The following is a 22,867-nucleotide window of genomic DNA, read 5'->3' as shown; positions in this document are numbered from 1 at the left end:
GTTAAAGATCATCGAAATTAAACAATAAATCATTAGAGTCGTGGACTATGAGTGAACAACAACCAAAATTTGAAATTCGAGATGAAGAACAGCTTTCGGTCGATTTGATTGAAGCACAATATGCTCTAAAAGAAAGTCGAGGGAAGCCGAATGCTAAAAGTACACTCATTTTAATGAGTGGTATTGAACTGGCTGGAAAAGGCGAGGCGGTTAAGCAGCTTCGCGAGTGGCTAGACCCAAGATATTTGCGGGTAAAAGCAGATGCACCACGTGTGCTGACAGATACAGAAGCATTTTGGCAATCTTATTCGGAGTTTATTCCTACCGAAGGTCAAATTGTGGTGATGTTTGGCAATTGGTATAGCGATTTACTTGTTACGGCAACGCATGTGTCTGAACCTTTAGATGAGGCGCGATTTGATGCTTACGTTGAAAGTATGCGGGCATTCGAACAAGATTTGAAAAATAATTATGTCGATGTGGTCAAAGTCTGGTTCGACCTTTCATGGAAATCACTCCAAAAACGTTTAGACAAAATTGACCCGTCAGAGCAGCACTGGCATAAGCTCCACGGCCTAGACTGGCGTAATAAAAAACAATATGACACTTTGCAAAAGTTACGCCGCCGTTTTACCGACGATTGGTACATTATTGATGGCGAAGATGAAACACAACGCGATCAGTTTTTTGCTCAATACCTTTTACAACACATGCGTCAACTTCCTGACCATGAAACTGAAGTTAAAGGAAAATGGCAACAAGCTAAAATTCCAGAGAGTTTATTAAAACCTTCTAATGAGCCACTTGAAAAAGCTGAATATAAAAAAGAGCTCGATAAACTCAGCAAAAAAATTGCTGATGCAATGCGTTTTGATAAACGTAATGTCGTGATTGCTTTTGAGGGGATGGATGCCGCTGGTAAAGGTGGTGCAATTAAGCGAATTGTTAAAAACCTAGATCCGCGTGAATATGATATTCACTGTATTGGAGCACCTGAACGGTACGAGGCACGACATCCTTATTTATGGCGTTTCTGGAACCGTATTAATGAGGCTGAAAAAATCACGATCTTTGATCGGACGTGGTATGGGCGTGTACTTGTTGAACGTGTTGAAGGTTTTGCTTCGCCTTTAGAGTGGCAGCGTGCTTATGACGAAATTAATCGTTTTGAAAAAGATTTATTTGATAGTCAAACGATTGTAGTAAAAATTTGGCTGGCAATTAGTAAAGATGAACAAGAGCAACGTTTTAAAGCCAGAGAAGAGACGCCTCATAAACGCTTTAAAATTACCGCAGAGGATTGGCGTAATCGTGATAAGTGGGATGATTATTTAAAAGCGGCAGCAGATATGTTTGAGCGAACCAGTACTGAATACGCACCTTGGTATATTGTTGCAACTGATGATAAATATACTGCACGTCTAGAAGTATTAAAGGCAGTTTTAAAACAGCTGAGAGCAGATTAAGCTCTCAGCCATAAGGTACCTACTAATTTACAATAGTGGTACGGCTTTTTTGCTGAATACGTTTTGCAAGATTGTAACTGTCATTCAGGTGAGTTTCTGCTATTTTTTTCATCATGAAATAGCCTAAACTTGCTGCTACAATTTGTCCGCCTAGCGGTATAAATTTAGTCACCTGTTTTGTTACGATTTTGCCCAAAAAACCATTAAATGTTTTTTTAACAGTAGTACGTGCCACTACAAAACCTGAAAATTCAAAACCGCGTTTACGTAATTCATCCCAATGAATTGTTTTAGTTTTTGGGTCGTAAACACTCACGTGCTCAGGTGCTAAGCCAAAACGGGAATTGATATCTGGAATAAGGTACGACAAAATTCCTAAATCTATCACCACGTCTAAAAACGGAATCGGTACAATTGCCGCTCCTGCTGAGACGTAAGCTCTTTTTTTGATGAGGTCACGACACTCATCGCGAATTTGTTCCAGATTTAGGCTAGGATCAATATAGTCAGGAATGTTATCAATTTTCATAATGTCTACCTGTGTAAGTTTCTTGATGGCGTCATTTAAACCAAGCGTAAGTGACACCTAAAGTTAAATTATGCTGTGTTTAAACCAACGTGACATAGTCAGATTCAGTTGTATAGTAATGAATGTTTATGATTTTGTGCATAAATTATGCAAGCAGGATATGAAATAAATGGGGATTCATGTTATTCAAAGCCAACGTATTGATGTGTTGTTGCAAGGTGTATTAGCGTCTACATCGCAAACTTCAACGCATCCTTTACAGGTTTTGAAAACACAGCATTTTGTTGTTCCAAGTCCTGCGGTTGAGCAGTGGCTAATACAGAAACTTGCAGAACAGCAAGGCATGAGTGCCAATTACCAGTTTCATCAACGGGTACGAGGTTTCCAGTGGTATGCCTATCAGCAAGTTTTAACTGCCCATAAAGAACAGGTCCGTAAAGCGAACATCCCACGTTTAATTTTTAAATGGCGGGTTCATCAGGCTTTGTATGAATTTATACAACCTGATGCAATTAGCATAGATACCTCACATCCTCTCCATTCTATTGTTCAGCGCATTTATGACAGCGCAGACCGACTTGAGCAAGGCATAGATAAACAACTAAAAAAACAAAAAATGCTGTATTGGGTCGCTGAGCAGGTTGCCGATCTATTTAGTAACTACATGATTTATCGTGGACAGTGTCAGCGTGGTTGTGAAAATAGTTGTACGTGTCCAGAGAACTGGTTGGCTGCTTGGGGGCAGGGGCGAGCGCTCGATATTGAAAAATATATTGTGCAAAAAGACGAAGAGGTTACTGCTTTTGCATTGCATCAAACTCAAGAGCTAGAACGTTGGCAGCGGTGGTTGTGGCAGCAACATTTTCATGATGACTTTTTGCAGATGCAGCAAATTGATGCGTTGTTTTGGCAAGAGATCGAACATTCAGATCGTAGTAAATGGGCTATTTCAAGATTACCTCATCAGGTGGTGATCTTTACATTATTGGATTTACCGCCAAGCCAGTTACAGTTCTTGCGTCGTTTAGGGCAATATATTGATGTGCTAATTTTGCACTATAACCCTTCGCAAGAATATTGGGCAGATAGCGTTGATCCCCTGTGGAAACAGCGTTATGACTTAGGGGTAAAAGAGCGCTTTATTGCGAAAAATCCTAAGGCAACGGATGCTGAAATTAGCGATTTCTTTAATAAATTTACACTCAACTTTAATGCTGAAGCACGTGAGTCCAGACATCCACTTTTAACAAGATTGGGTAAACAAGCCCGCGACCACTTTTCGCTATTATCAAATTTATCTACGGGTGAAGAGGGTAAATGGGTTGATGCTTTTGTGGATGATTTCCCTGAAAGTTTACTCGGTAAAGTTCAATCCGATATTTTGCATTTGGTGGAACCCCAAGTTAAGCAATATGAGCTTGCTCCAGACGATGACTCTATTCAGATTCACGTTTGCCATTCTACTTTACGTCAGCTTGAAGTACTAAAAGAGCAATTGATTGGTTGGTTGGCCCAAACACATGAGCAGCCGCGTCGTCCAAATGATATTTTGGTTTTAGTTCCTAATTTGACCGACATAGAGCCTTTAATTCGGAGTGTATTTCCTGCAACCGCCACTGAGCAGAGTGTGCATTTACCAGTGAAAATTGCAGGTGTTGCCTCACTCGATGCACTTAATGCTTGGCGTGCCGTGATTGGGCGTATTCAGCTGATGCAAGGACGTTTTAGCTTTGATGATTTTGCTGACTGGTTAAGCTTGCATGCGACCCAGCAACGATACGAACTTGAATATGTTCAGGTTGAGCGAATTTTAAATTTACTTGCCGATGCAGGGTTTAAACGAGGATTGGATGCAGAGCATCTCAAGCGCAGTTTGTGTGAGGGTGATGACGATTATCGATATAGTTTTAAATTTGCTTTAGAGCGATTAGCTCTAGGTATTGCTGTGCCTGTACATGAAACATTTAATCAAGTGCTGAGTTATGCCAAAGTTCAACCAGGTGATTTTGAGTTGATTGGTACACTCATTCAGATTTATCAAGATTTGAATGAGCGCCGTGATTGGTTAACCCTACATGAACAGGGGCAAGTCTATACGGTTGAATATTGGCTCCAAGTACTGGGTAAAGATATTGTCGAATTTGAGCAGGTGGGTGTTGCTGCTTTAAAAGCTGTTCGGGAAATTGTCAAAAAACAAGAGCGAATGTTGACGCTCGCAAGTTATTACGCAGAGACAGAAACAGGAACTTTGCGCAAAATTACCTTGCCTCTACCTTATATTATTGAAGAAATTCAACGGACCTTAGAAAGCCAAAGTGCACAAGCGGAACCGACTGGGCAGATTACCTTTGCCCAAATTGGACATATTCGACCCCTCCCTTATCGCTTAATGGTGATGTTAAATCTTGATGCAGGGCAATTCCCAAACCGTGATACACACGTTCCATTTGATTTAATGGATGCATTGCGCCAACAGTTAGGAGACCGCTCTCGTCTTGAGGATGATCAGGGTGCTTTTTTAGATGCTTTATTATTAGCCCAAGAAAATTTATGGCTGTTTTATAACGGGTTTGATGTGAATGATGGCGAGGTGAGAGAACCTTCTAGTATTCTTCAAGAGTTCCGTGAACACCTTGCCTTGATTGTAAAAGCCGAAGACGATGTACCTGAAAATGTAGTTGTTGAAGGGATTGAGATTCCATCACAGTTAAAGCAGCTTTATTACCTCCATCACTTACAGCCTTTCGATCCGAAAGGTTTTAATGTAGAAAAAAGTGTTGTTCGTTACCAAGATCATTGGTTTAAGGTTGCTTCACAAATTCAGCAAGTCTCAGGAAACCGTCAACCTTGGGCGAATACGACCTATCCGCTGCAAGTGCCTGACATGTTGGTTTTAGATAGCCAGCAATGGATACAGGATGTGACGTTCCCCGCACGACTATATTTGAAAACCTTGGGTGTCGAAAACTTAGGAAGTGTCGGACTGCTCGACCAAAATGAACCTTTGTTACTAGATGGTTTAGGACGTTATGCGATTCGACATTTTTTACAGCAATCTGATCAACAAGCACAACCTGAGGTATTACTTGATCAATTGCCTGTAGGCAAAGTCAAATATAGCGCGTGGCAGCAAGGTGTTTTTGAACAAGAGTGCCTGCTTGAATGCCTCCATCAATACGCGCCAGCAGTCACACAAACGACTCAGCGAGTTTGGCGAATTGCCAAACAGCTTCATATGAATATTACTGTTCCAAAGTCTGAAACTCAGGATTGGGTCAGCATGGAGCCTTCAAGCGCTCGGGCAAAAAGACGCGCGAAAGTCTGGTTGGAACACTTACTTTGGTTAGCTTATTTGAATGAGGGAAGTGCCGGAGCTGAAAAACGCCGTATTGTGGTTTTTAGCGATCAAACCGTGATTTGTAGTGGAGTGAGTTCTGAACAGGCTCGGCAATATTTACAACCATGGTTTAAAATCTGGCGTTACGCACAACAACAACCACTAGTTTTGCCAGCAGCCTTATTATTAAAACCGTTAGAAAAAGCCAAAGCATATCAGTGGGAAACGGCAGATCAGGCAGAAAAAGCAAAACTGGATGAGAAGAGCTATGCTGAGCTGTTAAAATACTGGAATGAAACAGGGTCATTTACCACGATGGATATGACTCAAAATGAAGCTTGCAAGCTACATAAAGACTGGAGCTTTATTTTACAAGAACAAGATGCACAAGCTTTACTTCAACATGCTTGTGATGAGTTTGCGTATGATCTGTACCATCCAGTTTTTCAATTTCAACATTCGGAGTAAGACATGAACTCAAGAGTACAGGTGTCTTATCAACCTATTATTGATATTGATTTTAGTGGATTACACTTAATTGAAGCTTCGGCAGGTACAGGAAAAACTTATACTTTATCGAGCTTGATGGTCCGTATTTTTCTTGAAAAGTACTTGCCTCGACAAGTGATTGCGACCACGTTTACCCGTGCTGCTGCTGCCGAGTTAAAAAGCCGTATTCGTGCCCGTTTGGTCGAAACGTATCGTTATTTAGAGACGAAGCGCAGTTTTACAGAACACGAATTAATTACGCAGGCCGAGCAAGAGCCTGATTTGTTACTCCAACACATTTTAAAAAGCTTTGCGACGCGAATTGCCTATGCGTGTGAGCGTTTAAAATTAGTTATAGATCAGTTCGATGAGCTATTTGTTGGAACACTCGATAGCTTCAGCCAAAAACTATTACGTGAGTTTGCTTTTGAGAGTGGCAAAATTGAACGTGCTCAAATTACCGATGATGCAAAAACTTATAGCCGACAACTCATTCATGATGTACTACGTGAATGGATACAGTCTCAGCCTCAAACCGTGATTGATGCTTTGTATCTAGCAGGTGAACTTAAGAGCGTCGATAGTTTTGTCAAACTTGTCGAAGACTCACTTAATTTTAGTTCTGCTCATTTTAAACTTCCTGAAAAACCCACTATTCAGTTTGAGCAACTTGCGCAGCTCAAACAGTTGGCGACAGAAATTGACTTAAGCCTTTTAGAGCACTATTACCAGCTTGATGGCGAACACTATAAGCATGTGAGCGGTACGGTATTTCGAAACGGCGCTTTTAATAAATTATTTAGTGAATGTTTACCGCAGCTACTGCAAGTTTTAACGCAAAGCGACAGTATTTTAGTTTTTGATGGGTCGCTATCAGCACAGCGTGAACTTGTTTTTAAATTTTTAGGTCAAATTGCCGATCAGAAAGTTTTTAAAAAATGTCCGGCTGAAATTTCAGATGGTTTCTATCAACACCCTACAGTTCAGCAAATACAGCAACTCTTTGGTGTACTGAAAAACTATGCTGAGCAGTTCGACCAACTTCATATTTATTTGAAGGCCTATTTGTGTGTCGAAGTTAAAAAACGACTACCGCAGGTTTTACAAAATAAAGGCGAAACGACCTTTTCTCAGCAAATCCGTACACTGTCTGATGCTTTAAAAGGCGAGCAGGGACAACGTTTTGCAGTATTTGTTCAGGCGCGTTATCCCTTAATTTTGGTCGATGAATTTCAAGACACTAACCAAGATCAAGACGACATGCTCGCCAGTATTTGGCGCCATCCGCAGCGTTATCAAAAAGGCTGCATGATTATGGTGGGTGACCGGAAACAGGCAATTTACGGCTTCCGTGGCGGGGATATGCTCACCTTCCTAAATGCCTATAAGGATATTCAAGCTAAACATGGGCGCGAATATAAGTTAATTCATAACCACCGTTCGGTAGCCGATCTGGTTGAAGTGGTCGATGCCTTATTTCAACGGCAAATTGACTTTGGTGAACAGGTTCAATATGACCCGATTCGGGCAGGTACTCGACCTCATCCTGTACTGATTGAACACAACAATAATAATCCTCATCCTTTGCGCTGGCTGATGCTTAAAGATAAAGAAACAGAGGCTCAGCAAGTTGCATGGAAGATTCGGGATTTACTCAACCGTTCTCATGAGGGTCGTTTATATTTTCAAAAAGACTCTCAGATTCAAGTCTTAAACGAAGATGATATTGCAGTATTGTCCCGTAATCATGATGGGCTTGATAAAGTTCAATATGAGTTAGAGCGTTTAGGCATTCGGGTTAATCGTCCATCGAAACGAAGTGTTTTTGATTGCACGATTGCTCAAGACGTCGGTGCTTTATTGACAGCAATACTTCACCCTTACGATGAGGCAAAAGTGAAGCGGGCTTTAATTAGCCGTCTATTCGCTATGGATTTAAAACAACTATTACAGCTTGAGCAGACAGCAGAAGGCTTAAGCCAGTTCATGACTGGTTTTGACACTATTAGAGAGTTGTGGTCCGCTCAGGGCTTTTTAGTGGCATGGCAACAATGTCTCATCCAGTTTGATATCTGGCAAAATTTGGTGGCTGCTCAAAGCAAAGATAATGAACGAGTTGTGGTGAACTTGCGTCATTTGACTGAAATTTTGAGTCAGCACAGTGAGAAATACTCAGGCGCGCAAAACCTCTATCATTGGTATCTCAAACAGTTGCGTTCTCCTCTTGATCGTGATTGGGAGTTAGAACGTAAATTGTCGAGCGAAGCTGGCGTTCAGCTCATGACAATTCACCAGTCAAAAGGACTGGAATTTAAAATTGTTTTTTTGTTGGGTGCAGACAAGCCGTTTCGAGAAAATAATAAAACTCTGAATTTTTCGACCCAAGATGTAGTCCAGCCAGACTCAAGCCAGATGTTGACTCAACGAGTCGTTGCGATTGCTGACAAGACATATTTGAATGAAATTGAACTTAAACAACATGAAGAGCGGGCATTAGCTGAACAGAATCGTCTTTGGTATGTCGCTTTAACGCGCGCGAGTCACCGTGTCTATGCCGTTTTACAAGATGCTGATGGTAAATCAGTTTCAGGCTTAGCTTTCTGGAAAAATAGGAATGAGCCTTTTCAGCACCATTGCTGTACAGATGAAATGGTTTTGGAGCAGATTCCACAGGCAATTCATTTAGCTAAGCAAACCAGTATTATTGAACTACAAGCACAACGCTTTCCTGAGCAACGTTTTTATTCTCGTGGTAAAACCAGTTTCAGTTACTTGGCGCAGCATTTAAAACATAAGGTTGGCACAGATTTATTGGCGAGTCAGAGCAATGATGCTGTATTAGCAGAAGATGAGCTGGACTTGGTCAACACTGTTGAAACAATCAGTGCTCAGCCGATTGACTGGATAAAGAATAATTTTCCGCGAGGAACGCTTGCTGGTAATTTCCTGCATGAAATTTTTGAGCATATCGATTTTCAATGTTCAGATGACTGGGTCATAGAAATACGTCGTCGTTTTAAAAATGATTATAGTAGTCTCTGGCTAGATTTACTCAGTACATATAAAGAGAGCTTCCCAGAGGAAGAAGACGCCGAGAATCTGCTTTATCAGTCAGTTGCACAGTGGTTGCAAGATGTTTTACGAACACCACTCTATCAGGGCTTCCGATTGAATCAACTTCAACCAGAGCAGCATTTGTCGGAGTTTCCTTTTTATTTGGCATTGTCGGATCGGGTTTTAGCCATGACTCGTGTTCAGCAGCTCTTTGCTGAATATGGCCTAAATATGCCGGAGCTACTTGAAGCGCGTTCGGCCCGTTATCTCAATGGTTCTATCGATTTGGTTTATTTTGATGGACAGCGCTATCACATTGCCGATTATAAAAGTAATTATTTAGGAGAAGATCTTGCAGATTATCGTAGCGATAACATTGCACAAAGCATGTCTTTGGCAAGTTACTGGCTACAGGCAGGTCTATACTTGGTGGCATTACATCGCTATTTGCAAGTCAAAATGCAGGATTACCAAATTGAGCAACATTTAGGTGGGGCGACTTATCTTTATTTGCGTGGCATGAATGGTGAAGCAGAGCAGGGGTATTATTACTGGCAACCTAGTATTGAGTTTATTCTGCGTCTTGATGCCATTTTGGGGTATTTTGCTGAGGATAAAATCGCATGAAAAATGCTGATAAGTTAGGTAATTTTAAGATTAACAAATACTTGACATGTGGATAAGCCTGTCTATAACCATGTGGACAAGCGTGTGGAAAACTAGGTGGATAAGTGTGTGGACAATCTAAATAGCCCTGAACAAGCCGATTTAAGCTGGTTAACAACGTGGAGTAACTTCTTAAATCAGGCTCCATTTACTGAGCAATCACAAGTGCCAGATACCGCTTCTTATTTACAGCAGCTTATTGAAGCTAGCTTGCAAGGTGATAGCTGTATCGATGTCAGTCCAGAGCAAATTGCAGCACTTGGTCAACTTGCTATATCAGCCGATCAAGCGACTTCAAAAGTTGCACCATGCGTCTACGATGAGCAGGGGTTGGCATTATACCGATATTGGCACCTAGAGCAACGCCTTGCAGAACAAATTTGTCGATTAAAGCAACAATTAATTCAGCCTGTATCTTGTGATGACTATATAAGCTTACTCACAGACCCTCATCAGCAGGCAGCTTTACAAATGGTTGCTCGGCAGAGCTTGAGTATTATTACGGGTGGGCCGGGTACAGGTAAGACCTATACACTTGCACGTATTATTGCTGTGCTTAGCCAAGCAATTCCGCATATTCGTGTGGCGATGGCTGCTCCAACGGGTAAAGCAGCACAGCGCATGCAAGAGGCCTTGCAGAACTCGTTTAATGACCCTAAATTGCTTGAGTCCGGATTAATGAGTGAAGAGCTCAGAAATCAGGGAACACAAACGATTCATCGTTTATTGGGAATGGGGCATAGCCAAACACCACGGTTTAATCAAAAACAACCGCTTCCTTACGATGTGATTGTGGTGGATGAGGCCTCCATGCTGGATTTAAATCTGGCAACTCTTTTATTTGAGGCTGTGCCAGAGTCTTGTCGAATTATTTTATTAGGAGATGCAAATCAGCTCGCTTCCGTTGATGTAGGTGCAGTACTTGCTGACTTGCAACAAATACAGGCACTAGCCGACAACAGAGTACAATTACAAACCAGTCGTCGTTTTGCTGAAGGGGCGTTGATTGGGCAAGTTGCTAAATTTATTCAGGCACAAACCTATCAACAAAATCATGAAGTGGTTTTGCAGCAATTTGAGATTGATATTGTTGAGGTTTCTGAATTAAAGCCTATAGTTTTACAAAATGACATGCCAGATGTGGTTCAGCTTGAGTATTTACCGGAAGGGAATCACACAGAAGTCGAAATTTATTATCAGAAACTCATGTTAGGTTTTCAAGGCTATGTAAAGAGCCTAAAAAATTATTTAAAAGAAGAACACTCGATTGAACAGGTTCAAAACGTAGTAAGAGCATTCGATGACTACCGTATTTTAACGGCGGTCCGTCATGGCCCATTTGGCTTACAGCAGTTAAATCAGTACGCACAGCGCTGGCTACAACAACAGTTATCAATAGTTACAGTGGGTGGTTGGTATGTAGGTCGTCCGGTAATGATGACTTATAACGACTATCAACTTGGTATTTCAAATGGAGATATTGGCCTATGTTTTGAACATAGAACTCAGCCTCAGCAGTTTGAAGTATATTTTCCAAGTTTAAATAAATGGGTGGCGGCAAACCGGTTACCTAAAAGTATCCAAAGTGCATTTGCTTTAACAATTCATAAGTCGCAAGGGTCTGAATTTACACATACTGCTGTGGTTCTTGATCAGGCTGCAAAGAATTTATTAAGTCAGGAGCTCATTTACACTGCGATTACACGAGCTAAAAAAGTAGTGAGTCTTTTGGTTCATCCAGAAGCTTTAGTTCAGGCATTTACAGTTCGTACTACACGAAAAAGTGGTTTAGTTCAGAAAGTTAATCGGTTAGTTCGTTAAGACAAACTTAATATTTTTACCCTTGTAAGAAAAAGCTTACATAGATTCGAGATATTTGCTGCTAGAGTACACCCCACGTTTTTGAGATTATAAACACACAACGAGCTTGGCACGGAATGTCGGGCAAAATCGCACAATAATAATAGCTTAAGTCGAGAGACTGCGAACTTACAATGATGTAGGTGTATAAAGAGGAAACTTACAGCCGCTAAGCCTTGTAGTTTTGGGAGAGACTACAGGGCTTTTTTATATTCACGTTTTAATTTACTTCTAAAAAATTATCAAAAAAGATCTGTTTTAGACCTCTATTTAGTATGTTTTCTTTTAAAAATTTATATCAATATATTTATCTGTAATATGATTTTTAAACAGCCATTTTTCCTGTGAATTGTTAAGTTATATGTTATACAGAACTGTACGTTAAATGTTAAAAATGGTTATTTACTAAATATTATACAGACCTGTACGTTTTTACTTACATGATGATAAGAAAAATACTACTTTTCTTCATAATTGGATGTGTCACAATACATCACATAAGGAAATAGAAACAAAGACACTGGAAGTGAGTTAAAACAACAAGAAGGATGTGACTAGCATCTCACCAACGATAATAAAAACAGAAATAACACGATAAACAAAAACTACAGCGCAAAAAACCCAAGCAGAAATGCTTGGGTTTTTTATTTGCTTTTACACTAAGTTAGTTTCGTGTGAGTCGCTACCAAACAAAGATCGGCGCTGATCTCTAGGAATGCGTGGGCATTGTGTCGAAATCTGATAAAGCACGTTGGCTAAAGCAGGAAGGTGGGTTCCCACGACAGATTTGCCCGTTGTTAATAGAGACACGCTAATATCTCTTTCAGGGTCGGCCCAACATAAAATATTAGAGAACCCTAAATGACCAAAAGCTTGTCCTGTCATTGGACCAAAAAGACCTACAGGGTTACTACCTAACATTGGTCCTAAGGCATAGCGCATTGGAATTAATAAAGTACGATCAATGCTAACGCCTGTAGTCGGCAGTGTTGCCCTGAAAATCGTTTTCTCACTGAAGATTTGCTGACCGCCATAGCTTCCTCCACTTAAAAGCATTTCAAAGAAACGACCAGCTTGTTCTGCGCTGGTATAGATGTTTCCGGCTGGGCAAATTGTGTCCATAAAACGATTGTCGTTAGTGACATCAACTGCAAGTTGTAACCCTCCACCTAATACATGGTTCAGGTAGTGGTCGGTACCAAGGCGAGGATGTAGGCCCGTTGCACAATTTAAAGCAACCTCTGAGCGGTACTCTGGTTTTAAACCATAGTTGAAATAAGGCATTCCCATCGGCTTTTCGATAGTTTGATGCACAAATTCACGTAAATCTTGCCCAGTCACCCGCTCAATCACTTCTCCTAAAATATAACCCGCCGTAACAGCATGATAGGCAAGGTGGTTTCCAGCAGGAGACACAGGTTTGGCAGCATATAAACGTTTTAAAATTTGATCTTTATCAAAGAGTAATTCTGGTGTGACATCGCCGTCTATATAGGGAATGCCGCCACGATGTGCTAATAAATGAAAGATAGTCGCACGGCGTTTACCATTTACGCCATATTCCGGAATATAGTAGCTCACAGGATCAAGCAAATTGATTTCGCTTTTTTCATCTAATAGATGAATTAACATGGCGGTGATCATCTTTGATGCTGAAAACAGGCAAACAGGTGTATCTGGAGTCGCAATCAGAGCGTTTTCTTGAAGTCCTGCCGGAGAGTTCCCTTGGGCATATCCAATGCTTCTGTTCAGCAAAACTTTACCTTGTCGACGTAGACAAAAAGTAATAAGTGGATAATTTCCGGTTTTATATAATGCTTCTACACTGTTCCAGATTTTTTGAATCTGGCGTTCAGTCATTCCACCCTGTTCGGCAGCAACCTCATCTTTACGACGAATAACTTGCTCAATATTGTCCGGTACTGGACAAGTGTTGGTTGAAAAAATTTTCACACGTTCCTCGCGCTTATTTCTTTTTATTCAAGGGTAGTGTGCAGAGTTAATATGCTCATGTCAGTGTCTAAAATGACAAGTTACTGAAAACTATTTTGCAATCCACCTATAGATACCTTAAAATAGGCGACTTGCTGTAGTGATGCACGGCAGTCAGTTGCCTCAACTGATTCATATCGTTTACTTTTTTTAAGCATCTCGGAGAAATCGAATGGCTTTAACTAATGCAGACCGCGCAGAGATCATTGCTAAATTTGCTCGCGCTGAAAATGACACTGGTTCACCAGAAGTACAAGTAGCTTTATTGACTGCTCAAATCAATGATTTACAAGGTCACTTTAAAGCTCACAAACACGACCATCATAGCCGTCGTGGTTTGATTCGTATGGTTAACCAACGTCGTAAATTGCTTGACTATTTAAATGGTAAAGACCACGGTCGTTACACTGCTTTGATCGGTGCTTTAGGTTTACGTCGTTAATTCGATTTTCACTTTGTTTTCGCTATTTCGCATGTCGCAATGCTTGATTGCTGAAAAGAGAGTTTCACTTAATTTTAGATTAAGTGATTTTTAGAAGGGGCGCTTGTGCGCTCCTTCTTTGCGTTTAACTTTTAACATTATTTAAAATTTTTGGTCTAGTGTGATGGCTTCTAAGCTTTGTCATTTATCTACCAATCGGTGTAGTCTGAATGCCAAACCTTAGGGGTCTCACTAGAATAAAATTAGGAAAATACAATACATGTCAATGTTTAATATCGTTCGTAAAGAATTCCAATATGGTCAACACACTGTTGTTTTAGAAACAGGTCGTGTTGCACGTCAAGCAAATACAGTTTTAGTTACAATGGGCGGCGTAACTGTTTTAGTTGCAGTAGTTGCTCAACCTAAAGCAAAAGCGGGTCAGGACTTCTTCCCGTTAACAGTTAACTATCAAGAAAAACAATATGCTGCGGGTCGTATCCCAGGTGGTTATGGTAAACGTGAAGGCCGTCAGTCTGAAGCTGAAACTTTAATTTCACGTCTTATTGACCGTCCAATTCGTCCATTGTTCCCAGAAGGTTTCTATAACGAAATCCAAGTGACAGCGACTGTTGTTTCTTCTGATAAGACTATGGATGCTGACATTGCTGCAATGATCGGTGCTTCAGCTGCAATGTCAATTGCAGCTGTTCCATTCCGTGGTCCAATTGCAGGCGCACGTGTTGGTTTAATCAACGGCGAATACATTCTTAACCCAACCCACGAACAATTGAAAGAAAGTGATCTTGATCTTGTGGTTGCGGGTACTGAATCTGCGGTACTGATGGTTGAATCTGAAGCGAAAGAACTTTCAGAAGACCAAATGTTAGGTGCTGTACTTTTCGGTCATGACGAAATGCAAATTGCTGTTCAAGCAATTAAAGAATTTGCTGCTGCTGCTGGTGCAGTTGAATCAACTTGGGTTGCTCCAAGCAAAAACGAAGCTCTTCTTGAGCAATTAAAAGCAGCTTTCGAAGCTAAAATTTCTGAAGCATATACGATTGCGGTTAAACAAGATCGTTATGCAGCACTTGATGCACTTTATGCAGAAGCTGTAGCTCAGTTCGTTCCTGAAAATGACGAAACTGGTATTGCTGACGAAGTAAACGAATTATTTGAAGAACTTAAATACCGTACAGTACGTGACAACATCTTGTCAGGTAAACCACGTATTGATGGCCGTGATACTAAAACTGTTCGTGGTATCGACGTTCAAGTTGGCGTATTAGATCGTGCTCACGGTTCTGCATTATTTACACGTGGTGAAACTCAAGCGTTGGTAACAACAACTTTGGGTAATACTCGTGATGCACTAATGGTTGATACATTGTCAGGTACGAAAACTGACAATTTCATGTTGCACTACAACTTCCCTGCATACTCTGTAGGTGAAACTGGTCGTGAATCTGGTCCTAAACGTCGTGAAATTGGTCATGGCCGTTTAGCACGTCGTGGTGTTCAAGCAGTTCTTCCTGCAGCTGACCGCTTCCCGTATGTTATTCGTATTGTATCTGACATTACTGAATCTAACGGTTCATCTTCAATGGCTTCTGTATGTGGTGCGTCATTATCACTTATGGATGCGGGTGTTCCACTTAAAGCACCAGTTGCTGGTATCGCAATGGGCTTAGTGAAAGAAGGTGAGCGTTTTGCAGTACTTTCTGACATCTTGGGTGATGAAGATCACTTAGGCGACATGGACTTTAAAGTAGCAGGTTCTGCAAATGGTATTACTGCACTTCAAATGGACATCAAGATTGAAGGTATTACTGAAGAAATTATGGAAGTTGCATTAAACCAAGCATTTGCTGGTCGCATGCACATCCTTAACGAAATGAATAAAGTCATTTCACGTGCTCGTCCTGAAATCAGCGCTCATGCACCGACATTTGAAGTCATTAACATCAATCCAGACAAGATCCGTGATGTTATTGGTAAAGGTGGTGCAACGATTCGTGCCATTACTGAAGAAACTAAAGCTGCAATTGATATTGAAGACAATGGTACAGTTCGTGTATTTGGTGAAACTAAAGCTGCTGCTCGTGCTGCGATTGCAAAAATTCAAGCACTTACTGCTGAAGTTGAACCAGGTAAGATCTATGACGGTAAAGTAATCCGTATTGTAGAATTCGGTGCGTTTGTAAACATCATGCCGGGTACTGATGGTCTTCTTCACATTTCGCAAATTTCAAATGAACGTATTGCGAACGTAACTGATGTTCTTACAGAAGGTCAGGAAGTTAAAGTACAAGTTGCTGATGTTGATAATCGTGGTCGTATTAAATTGACTATGAAAGACATTGAACAAGCATAATTGTTCTAGTGACATGAAAAAGTCCGCTTGATGCGGACTTTTTTTATGGCATGATGCAAGTAATACAAAAACAGATCATCGTGGTATGCAGGTTTATTACTTTTATCGCCATCAAAGCGACGGCTATGTCTTTTTAAGCCGCGAACAGCATAGTGAACATGTTCTAGAGTTTTTCTGGATTGATAGTCTCAGAGCGGATGTGGTCAATCATAATGAAGAATGGCAACAAGAGATTCAAAAGCTTTCAGGCGTAGTTATTAATGAGTTTCATATGCGGGATATTTCGAATATTGAACATCCTTGCGCCTTTGACACGCTTGAAGAATATGACTTACTGATTTTTAAAAAGCTAGTTACGCCTGATGATGAAATTAAACCTGCTGAATCCCAAGACAGTGTTTTTGGTTTGGCGACTACACCAATTAGCTTTATTTTGACGCCAGATGTGCTGATTAGTGTGCGTGAGCCGGGAAACAAGTCTATTGAAAATTATATTCAACGTCTTGATAACATTTTATGTAGAACTTTAGAAGAGCAAAATAAAACCCGTAAATTACCAAATTCACCGATCGATTTATCGTTACGGTTGTTAAACAGTATGATTGATGGCTATCTCGATATTCGCTCGCCATTGACGAGAAGAGTCGAGCATTGGCAACAGCAATTGCTTCAGGGTAATCGTCGTTTTAAACAATGGCATCAACTATTCCATGAAAATATGGCATTTCAGCAAGTGGAAAATCTATGCGAGGAGCAAATTGAAAGCTTGCAAGAGTTTAGAGATGAAATCGTAGAAAATTACCACCATGTGATTGGCAAGCATATCCACAATTCACAAGATATTTTACTGGTGCGTTTAAATGATTTAATGAGTCATGTTGAACGTATTCAAAAACATACATTACGGTTGCGTAGCGCCATTCAGTCTGCAATTGATCTGCATTTTTCAGCCATTGCGAACCAGACCAATGAAAACATGCGGATTCTTGCAATTATCACCGCCGTTTTTGCGCCTCTTACTCTTTTAACGGGTATTTATGGAATGAATTTTGAGTTTATTCCTGGTCTTAAATCGCCAGTTGGTTTCTGGATTATGCTAGGGGTCATGCTGCTTAGTACAATTTTTCTATTGTACTATTTTTATCGACAGCATTTGGTGGGGCGAGGTGAACGAAGTGTCATTGATTTATTGGCCCAACAACACCGTCAAGATCGGATGAATTTATTTTGGTTTTTGGAATATGAACCGATTAAGCAGACATTGAAGGAAGTGGAGAAGATTACTCGGTTGAAGTAATAGGAATTTTCAAAGATCAGTAAAGTTGATTTGTTAGTACTGCCTCAAATTTAGGGATTAATTTGATACTTATTGTCTAGGCATATCCTTACTTTTGACTGGGCAAAAGTAACAAAACCCCTTCCTTGGACTGACGGTACATCCATGTTACCGCAGTCCAAAAGGCGGCATCCATGCCGCCCATCACGTTAGCTCATACCTGTGTGAAAGATTATTTAGAAGAAAAAATCTTAATGAAAATGCTTCAACTGTTTTCTAAGTTGTTGTACTTCATCAATCAAATCTAACATCACTGCAACTGCCGCCAAACTTGCGTCAAAGTCACGTTGTAGACGATAAGCTTTACGAGCACGAGAGACATCTTCGCCCATAAACTGATGGGTTTCAGGTGCAGTATTGACCGATAAAATATCATATTCAATTAGCTGAATAATCCAGTCGGGACTTTGACCACAAGCTTGTGCAAATTCTTGTAGATCAAATGTGGATTGTTCATCAACGACCTCAGCACTAAAGGTATGGCCGTCATATACAATTTCTCGATAATGAATGGTTGTCATAATCTTGCTCCCTAATGAGATGAACGAGGTTCGAATGAAGCAAAGGCTTCAGCCAGTTGCTGATAGGCTTGTTTTTCTTTTTCAGAATGTGCAGGTGGAAATACAATATTTAAGATTAAGTATAAATGCCCTGGTGTTTTATTAGGTATCCCTTTGTCTTTTAAACGTAGCTGTTGTCCTTGTTTTGCATTGTGAGGTAAATTGACATGCAAAGGTCCAGCTGGTGTTTTTACTTCAATACCTTGACCTAGCGCTGCTTCCCACGGAGCGACATCTACAGTCAAATATACATCACTGCCTTCGACATGAACGCGATCTGTATCTTTATACTGGATTTCAATATAGAGATCGCCGTTAGCACCGCCATTGATACCACTTTGTCCTTGTCCACTTAAGCGGATTTGCTGACCTTCTTTCATACCTTTTGGTATTTTGACTTGAAGGGTTTTACGTTGAACTTCAGGTTCGCCATACGCATTCACGGTCGGAATTTGCAGGGTAATTTGTTGCGTTGATCCATGATAGGCAATATCAAGATCGACCTCTATGCTGGCATGTTGATCTTCACCGCGATAACTACGCTGTTGTCTCTGATGTTGCTGTTGACCACCACCAAATCCTGCACCAAAGCGGCCAAATAAATCTTCAAAACCGCTAAAGTCTGCTTGCTCACCACCTGTAAAGCCCTGGCGATAAAACTGTGCTCCATCAAAACCACCTTGCGCAGCACCCTGACCAAAGTTATTAAAACCTTGTGGATGATCTAATAACTGGTCATATTCAGCTTTTTTTTCTGCATTGCTTAACGTGTCGTAGGCAACATTAATTGCCTGCATCTTTTCTTCGGCATCTTTTTCTTTGCTGATGTCAGGATGATATTTACGAGCTAATTTTCGATAAGCTTTCTTAATTTCATCAGCAGAGGCTTTGCGTGTAACCCCTAATTCTTCATAATAATTTTTAGCCATAATGTTTTATCAGGATGGTGTGGTTTATTTCATTATGAAACGATTTTTAGAGTTTTCAATAAGCTAGATTGTATAAGAGTTGTTCTATTAAAAAATAAAATTGAGAGAAAGAGGTATAGATGGATTAGGGCTATACCTCTCATTAGTTAGATAAAAGTTTGGTACAAGCCGTAAATAGCAATCAATAGAAGTAATAGACCACAAAGCCCTAATATTTTTGGATATAAATGGCTATTAGAAAGACGGTGGAAAAATACATAAACCAGAGATAAAGTTAAGAAGTCTAAAACAATCCATGTCAGGGTGAGTATGGTTAAACTTAGGTTGAGCTGTGGTGTAATAGAAACAAATTGGGGAAAGAAAGCTGAGAAAAAAATAATATCTTTAGGGTTGGATATTCCGACAAAAAAGCCCTTTTTGAAGCCACCATTTTGTGCCGAAACTGTTTGTATTGCTTCTGGGTGAGGTGCCTGAATGACTTCTTTAAGAATAGTGAAACCTAAATATCCAATATATAGACAGCCTAAAATACGGATAATATTGAGATAACTATCGTTAACACTCAGTACTCCCTTTAAAACGAGTACTGAAATAAAAATTAAAATAAGTGAGGCTAAATTGGTCCCAAAAATGGTTTCAAGAGCTTTTTTATAGCCCCCTTTAAGTCCAGCGCTTGCAACTAAAATCATGACAGGGCCGGGGGTAGCAATCATAATAATGACGCTAAAAATAAATAGAAAATAATCAAAATAATTCATGGAATATAAGTATCTTATTTATTGGGCTATAAAGTAATCTTATATTATCTTATTTAAAATAAGATATTGAAAACGATCATCAAAAAATAAGGATAAATAAAAAGGCGGTATATCCGCCTTTTTATAAAATTTAACTACTAACTCAAATGCTCACCAAATAACGCTAAAGCTTCTTCAGCGGTAAAGGTGTACTGCGTATTACAGAACTGACAGTCCATACGAATAGGGTTCTGTTCTTCTAACGTTTCATGAACAGCATCTACACCAATTTGAATCAGTGCATTAGCACAGCGTTCTTTTGAACATGTACAGCCGAATTTGAGTGCTTCAATTTCTGGTAAACGGACCTCTTCTTCGTTATATAAACGATATAAGATCTCGGTTGCATCTAAATTGGTGAGCTCTTCAGCTTTTAATGTTTCGGTTAACATGGTCAAGCGTGGCCATAAATCTTCATCAACCAACTTTTGCTCTTCGTCATCATGACGTGGTAAAAGCTGAATGAGTAAACCACCAGAGCGCTTAGCAGTACTCGCTAGCACAATTCGAGTTGGAATTTGTGCAGATAAGTCGTAATACTGCATGAGGCAACCCGCTAAATTTGCTTGATCAAGAGGTACAATGCCTTGGTAACGCTCGCCAAATTCCGGTTCAATATTGATAAATAAAACGGGGTTAACTAAAGCGCCGAGAACTGTGCTGCTGTCTGTTGCTTCAATGAAGCGTGGATCACTTTCATAATCGGCGAGAGCACGAACTTCACCTAAATGATTACATTCAGCCATTGCCCATTTAAAGGTGCCGCTAGCCTGGATTTGCAAGCTGATACGACCTTTGATTTTTAATGTACTTGCAAGTAATGCAGTCGCACTCAACATTTCACCTAGCAAAATTTTAACCGCAGGCATATAGTCACGTTGAGCTAAAATAGTTTGTAGTGCTTCTTCTAGATGAACTACTTCCCCACGAACTGGAAAGTTCTCAATATAAAAGCGTTGGCGTAAATCAGACATAATATTCTCCAGGGCCCTAAGTAGATTATAACAATTTAGTTTTAAGCAAGCTTAGGGAATGCAGCGAAGCCGCAAGTAGGACAAAGGACAGCTTGGTGTCCATTGTCCAATTATTTAGGCAATGTGAATAAGTCCTTAATATAGCCATTTTTTGAAATCTCAAGTTATTCTAGATGATCTCTTGTAATATCAATGCGATTTGGCTGTAAATGACGCTTTAAATTCACATCGTGTTTTGATGTGGCTTGTTGTTGAGCATCACTTTCAAATAGATGTTCAAGTTCGGCTAAAGCGTTACGATGCGTCTCAAAGATCTTTTGCTCATCAGTATAAATACTTTGCTGTTGTATGAGCAATTTCTCATCATAATCCCGAAAGATTTCGATATTGTTATAGGCTTGCTCGTCAGAGATACCGAGTTCTCGTAAGGCTTGATAAGCCATTCCTAATGAAGATAAATACGTCTCACGCCAAATATATTCAACGCCTAAATCTCTTAAAAGATGTACATGATGGCGATCACGAGCGCGAGCCAATAACTTTAAGTTTGGATAATTTAATCTGAGATGACGTGCCACATTCATAGAATCTTCGACATCATCAATCGCTAAAATAAATACTTTAGCTTTTTCAATACCCGCAGAACGCAGTAAATCTGGTTGGGTTACATCACCATAATAAAGTGATCCACCATATCGTCTGACAAAGTCAACTTGATGAAGATTGTTATCAATTGCGGTAAACCCTAGATGTTGCAGGCGGGCAATACGCGCAATAATTTGTCCAAACCGACCAAAACCAGCAATGATTATCGGGTTTTCTTGCTGAGGAATTTCATCATACTCAGGTGGGCGTTCTTTATTAAACAGTGGAATGACCTTGTATGCCATAAACCAGTAAATCACTGGTGTGAGTACCATCGACAAAGTCACAATAAGAGTCACAGGTTCTAATAAAGCTTGAGTTAAAATCTTTTCACTTTTAGCTAAGCTTAAAATGACGAAAGCAAACTCACCGCCTTGCGCTAAACAAGTTCCTAATAGTAGGCTGTTATTCCAACTGTATTTTTTATAGCGTGCAATGGCGGTCAATATCAGTGTTTTGATGAGCAATAAGCCGATTGCTCCACCAATAATAAGCCACGGCATTTCAATTAATAGTGACAGTTGAGTAGTCATACCCACGGTCATAAAGAATAAGCCAAGTAGTAGGCCTTTAAACGGTGCAATACTGGCTTCAACTTCGTGACGAAATTCGGAATCTGCTAATAATACGCCTGTGAGGAAAGCACCTAATGTCGTGCTAATTCCTAATGTATCCATCAGCAAAACGACAGCAAGAATAATAAATAATCCTACCGCCGTAATGAGTTCAGTTGCTCCACTTTTGGCAACAAAACGGAAAAATGGACGCATCACATAACGACTAAATAGAAATAGACCAGTGAATGTTGCGATGATAGCCGCAAAATAAGCCACACCATGATGGGTAGATTCTGTTCCTGCGAGTAATGGAATAATTGCAAGTAACGGAATCGCAGCTATATCTTGGAATAGCAAAATTGAGAAAGACTGCTGACCATAGGTCGTGTTGAGTTGCTGTTTTTCAGTCAAAAGCTGTAATACAAACGCTGTAGAAGACAGTGCCAGCGCAAAACCAATCACAAAGCTGACAGCAAGTTGCTGTTGAAATAGGAAGAGTACGATCAGCATAAGAACGCCACCGCTAATAAGAACTTGCAGACTTCCCATTACAAAAATAGAGTCACGCATTTCCCACAAACGCTGTGGTCTTAATTCTAAACCAATCAGGAACATCAATAAAATGACACCGAATTCGGCAAGTTCCATAATTGCTTCAGGGTCATGAGCAATATTTAAAACACTAGGACCCAGAAGTATTCCTGTAAATAAATAACCTAAAACTGTTGCAATCCCTAGGCGTTTGCCAAGAGGGACTAAAATCAGAGAAGCTCCAAGAAAGATAGTTGCTTGCAGTAGGAATGACATCCATTGCCTCGAATGTATTAGTCTCTTTTAAGTGTAAAACGAAAAAGACGTCTTCACACCATGATATTCAAATC

Annotated in this window: 14 protein-coding genes; 7 read left to right on the top strand and 7 right to left on the bottom strand. The window is 40.2% G+C overall.

Annotated elements, in window-relative coordinates:
* Positions 1–47 precede the first annotated feature (47 nt).
* Positions 48–1,466 (top strand): hypothetical protein, encoded by a 1,419-nt coding sequence (locus RMB13_RS20225; RefSeq protein ID WP_004640882.1) that lies wholly within the window; start codon positions 48–50, stop codon positions 1,464–1,466.
* A gap of 22 nt (positions 1,467–1,488) precedes the next feature.
* Here RMB13_RS20225 and RMB13_RS20220 read toward each other — a convergent pair whose 3' ends face one another.
* Complete coding sequence (locus tag RMB13_RS20220; protein WP_056483103.1) at positions 1,489–1,995, bottom strand: hypothetical protein; 507 nt, start codon at positions 1,993–1,995, stop codon at positions 1,489–1,491.
* A gap of 169 nt (positions 1,996–2,164) precedes the next feature.
* On the opposite strand from RMB13_RS20220, the gene RMB13_RS20215 reads away from it, so the two are divergent.
* The 3 genes from RMB13_RS20215 (at position 2,165) to recD (ending at position 11,362) form a co-directional block, all read left to right on the top strand.
* A complete protein-coding gene (locus tag RMB13_RS20215) occupies positions 2,165–5,800 on the top strand; it encodes an exodeoxyribonuclease V subunit gamma (RefSeq protein ID WP_311086171.1) in 3,636 nt (1,211 codons plus the stop codon).
* Positions 5,801–5,803: 3 nt separating this feature from the next.
* The gene (locus RMB13_RS20210; RefSeq protein ID WP_311086170.1) at positions 5,804–9,502 is read left to right on the top strand and encodes a UvrD-helicase domain-containing protein; all 3,699 of its coding nucleotides are present in this window, start codon (positions 5,804–5,806) and stop codon (positions 9,500–9,502) included.
* A gap of 108 nt (positions 9,503–9,610) precedes the next feature.
* Complete coding sequence (gene recD / locus RMB13_RS20205; RefSeq protein WP_311086169.1) at positions 9,611–11,362, top strand: exodeoxyribonuclease V subunit alpha; 1,752 nt, start codon at positions 9,611–9,613, stop codon at positions 11,360–11,362.
* A 693-nt stretch (positions 11,363–12,055) separates the two neighbouring features.
* On the opposite strand, the gene RMB13_RS20200 is transcribed toward recD, so the two are convergent.
* Entirely contained in the window at positions 12,056–13,354 is a 1,299-nt protein-coding gene (locus RMB13_RS20200) for a serine hydrolase domain-containing protein (protein WP_311086168.1), read from the bottom strand.
* Positions 13,355–13,565: 211 nt separating this feature from the next.
* On the opposite strand from RMB13_RS20200, the gene rpsO reads away from it, so the two are divergent.
* From rpsO to RMB13_RS20185, 3 genes are all read left to right on the top strand, one after another.
* Positions 13,566–13,835: a 30S ribosomal protein S15 gene (gene rpsO / locus RMB13_RS20195; protein ID WP_002114951.1), complete on the top strand. Its 270-nt coding sequence runs from the start codon at positions 13,566–13,568 to the stop codon at positions 13,833–13,835.
* 265 nt (positions 13,836–14,100) lie between these two features.
* Positions 14,101–16,188, top strand: a complete 2,088-nt coding sequence (gene pnp, locus RMB13_RS20190; RefSeq protein WP_311086188.1) for a polyribonucleotide nucleotidyltransferase — start codon at positions 14,101–14,103, stop codon at positions 16,186–16,188.
* A gap of 85 nt (positions 16,189–16,273) precedes the next feature.
* A complete protein-coding gene (locus RMB13_RS20185) occupies positions 16,274–17,485 on the top strand; it encodes a magnesium transporter CorA family protein (protein WP_045436888.1) in 1,212 nt (403 codons plus the stop codon).
* Between the two features lie 230 nt (positions 17,486–17,715).
* Here RMB13_RS20185 and RMB13_RS20180 read toward each other — a convergent pair whose 3' ends face one another.
* The 5 genes from RMB13_RS20180 to RMB13_RS20160 all read right to left on the bottom strand — a co-directional run bounded on the left by RMB13_RS20180 (position 17,716) and on the right by RMB13_RS20160 (position 22,793).
* Positions 17,716–18,045, bottom strand: coding sequence for a chaperone modulator CbpM (locus RMB13_RS20180; RefSeq protein WP_151743562.1), 330 nt, complete (start codon positions 18,043–18,045; stop codon positions 17,716–17,718).
* A gap of 11 nt (positions 18,046–18,056) precedes the next feature.
* Complete coding sequence (locus tag RMB13_RS20175; RefSeq protein ID WP_311086167.1) at positions 18,057–19,013, bottom strand: DnaJ C-terminal domain-containing protein; 957 nt, start codon at positions 19,011–19,013, stop codon at positions 18,057–18,059.
* Between the two features lie 146 nt (positions 19,014–19,159).
* Positions 19,160–19,771 (bottom strand): LysE family translocator, encoded by a 612-nt coding sequence (locus tag RMB13_RS20170; RefSeq protein WP_311086166.1) that lies wholly within the window; start codon positions 19,769–19,771, stop codon positions 19,160–19,162.
* Positions 19,772–19,908: 137 nt separating this feature from the next.
* A complete protein-coding gene (hslO, locus tag RMB13_RS20165) occupies positions 19,909–20,784 on the bottom strand; it encodes an Hsp33 family molecular chaperone HslO (RefSeq protein WP_080026220.1) in 876 nt (291 codons plus the stop codon).
* A 164-nt stretch (positions 20,785–20,948) separates the two neighbouring features.
* Entirely contained in the window at positions 20,949–22,793 is a 1,845-nt protein-coding gene (locus RMB13_RS20160; RefSeq protein ID WP_311086165.1) for a monovalent cation:proton antiporter-2 (CPA2) family protein, read from the bottom strand.
* Positions 22,794–22,867: the final 74 nt, after the last annotated feature.

The organism is Acinetobacter sp. V102_4, from assembly GCF_031799005.1.
GTDB lineage: Bacteria > Pseudomonadota > Gammaproteobacteria > Pseudomonadales > Moraxellaceae > Acinetobacter > Acinetobacter calcoaceticus.
This window is presented reverse-complemented; position numbering and strand designations above follow the sequence as displayed.